The organism is Blastocatellia bacterium (assembly GCA_035573895.1).
Classification (GTDB): domain Bacteria; phylum Acidobacteriota; class Blastocatellia; order HR10; family HR10; genus DATLZR01.
Window position 1 is genome coordinate 1 of the sequence record DATLZR010000010.1, and the last position, 2,507, is coordinate 2,507.

The window sequence follows — 2,507 nt, forward strand, 5'->3', positions numbered from 1 at the left end:
TTGTTATAGCGTTCGCCGGCCGTGATGACACCGTCCTTGACCTGTCGCTCGACGGCCGCGACCTCCTTCTGCGCCTGTTTGATGATCTCGGCTTTCGCCTCCGGCACGACCAGATCGTCAATGCAGAGGGAGATGCCCGACCTGGTGGCATAGTAGAACCCGAGGTCCTTGAGGCTGTCGAGCAAAACGATCGTCTTCTGGTGCCCCAGCCGGAGGAAGCAATAACGGACGAGCGATTGCAGCCCGGTCTTCTTCATCACGCCGTTGATGAAGGGCATTCCCTCCGGCAGATGATCATTGAAGATCACCCGTCCGACGGTCGTATCAATCAGTTGCCCGCTGACTTCGTAAACGGGAGCGTTGACCACATCCTGATTGTCGCGCTGACGCTCGAGATCAATAAGGCGACCGTCGTAGCGAAGCTTGATGGAGGTTTGCGTCTCGACATAGCCCGCATCGAGCGCCAGCATCACTTCCTCCATGGAGGCGAACCGCATGCCCTCGCCGCGCGCGCCCGGTTTCCGCCGGGTCAAATAGTAGAGGCCGAGCACAATGTCCTGGGTGGGAACGGCAATCGGTTGCCCGCTGGCCGGCGAGAGAATGTTGTTGGTGGCGAGCATGAGGACCGACGCCTCCACCTGCGCCTCCGGCGACAGCGGAATGTGGACGGCCATCTGATCGCCATCGAAATCGGCGTTGAAGGCCGTGCACACGAGCGGATGAATGCGAATGGCCTTCCCCTCCACCAGCACCGGCTCGAAGGCTTGAATCCCCAGCCGATGGAGCGTGGGGGCTCGATTGAGCAGCACCGGATGCTCGCGGATGACCTCTTCCAGCACATCCCACACGATGGGCTCCTGCTTCTCGACGACTTCCTTGGCCACCTTGACCGTGCTGACGTATCCCTTCTTCTGCAGCAGATGGAGGATGAACGGCTTGAAGAGTTCGAGCGCCATCTGCTTGGGCAAGCCGCACTGATGGAGTTTCAGTTCCGGCCCGATGACGATGACCGAGCGACCGGAATAATCCACCCGTTTGCCCAGGAGATTCTGACGGAATCGGCCCTGTTTGCCCTTGAGCGAATCGGCCAGCGATTTGAGCGGCCGATTATTGGCTCCCTTGATGACGCGCCCGCGCCGACCGTTATCCAGCAGCGCGTCAACGGCCTCCTGCAACATTCGTTTCTCGTTGCGGATGATGACCTCCGGCGCTTTCAGCTCCAGCAGCTTGGCCAGCCGATTATTCCGATTGATGACGCGCCGATAGAGATCATTGAGGTCGGAGGTGGCGAACCGCCCGCCATCGAGCGGCACCAGCGGTCGCAATTCCGGCGGGATGACCGGCAGGACCTCCAGGATCATCCATTCCGGACGATTGCCCGACCGACGAAAAGCATCCACGACCTTCAACCGCTTGGCATACTTCAATCGCTTCTGCTGCGAGGGATCGGTCTTCATCTTCTCGCGCAGCTCTTCGGCCAGCGACTCCAGGTCAACCTGGGCAAGAAGCGTGCGGATGGCTTCCGCTCCCATGCGCGCAATTTCCGGACCGAACCGGCCGGGGAACTCCTGCACCAGCCGGCGATACTGCTCCTCGCTGAGCAGCTCTTTGTACCGGATGGGCAGACCGAGGCGGACCAGTTCCTCATCGGGCTTCACCACGATGTAGGATTCGTAGTAGAGCACTTTCTCCAGATCGCGCAAGCTGAGGTCGAGCAGTTGGCCGATGCGCGAGGGCAAGCTCTTGAAGAACCAGACGTGAGAGCAGGGGCTGGCCAGCTCGATGTGCCCCATCCGCTCGCGCCGCACGCGGCTGAGCGTCACCTCCACACCGCATTTATCGCAGACGATCCCCCGATGCTTGGCCCGCTTGTACTTGCCGCAGAGGCACTCGTAGTCATTGATCGGGCCGAAAATGCGAGCGCAAAACAACCCGTCTCGCTCCGGCTTGAACGTGCGATAGTTGATCGTCTCCGGTTTGGTCACCTCGCCGTGAGACCAGGAGCGAATCTTTTCGGGCGAGGCCAATCCGATACGAATCGCTTCAAAATCAAGTGTCGTTGTCGTTCGATCAAATCGCTTGGCAAACATCGGTTCCTCCTTGCCCGGGGGTGGGGAAGCCCTCAGTCTTCCTCCATCTTACCCCCGATCAATTCCACATCCAGGCACAGTCCCTGAAGCTCGCGCATGAGAACGCTGAACGATTCCGGGACGCCCGGTTCAAAATCGTAATTGCCATTGACGATCCCCTCGTAGATGCGGGAGCGACCGGCGACATCGTCGGACTTGGCCGTGAGAAGTTCCTGCAAGGTATAGGCCGCGCCGGAGGCCTCCAGCGCCCACACCTCCATCTCGCCGAATCGCTGTCCGCCGAATTGAGCTTTTCCGCCGAGCGGCTGTTGTGTGATGAGCGAGTAGGGACCGATCGAACGAGCGTGAATCTTATCGTCCACGAGGTGGCTGAGCTTCATCATGTAGATGTAGCCGACGGTCACCTTTTCGTCGAAC

The 2,507-nt window shown here is 59.9% G+C and carries 2 protein-coding genes; both read right to left on the reverse strand.

All coding sequences use genetic code 11. The features are described 5' to 3' along the window. Positions 1 to 2,090, reverse strand: a 2,090-nt coding sequence (gene rpoC / locus VNM72_01145) for a DNA-directed RNA polymerase subunit beta' (protein HXF04005.1), incomplete at its 3' end; no start/stop codon positions are given. Positions 2,091 to 2,122: 32 nt separating this feature from the next. Continuing rightward, positions 2,123 to 2,507, reverse strand: a 385-nt coding sequence (locus tag VNM72_01150) for a hypothetical protein (GenBank protein ID HXF04006.1), incomplete at its 5' end; no start/stop codon positions are given.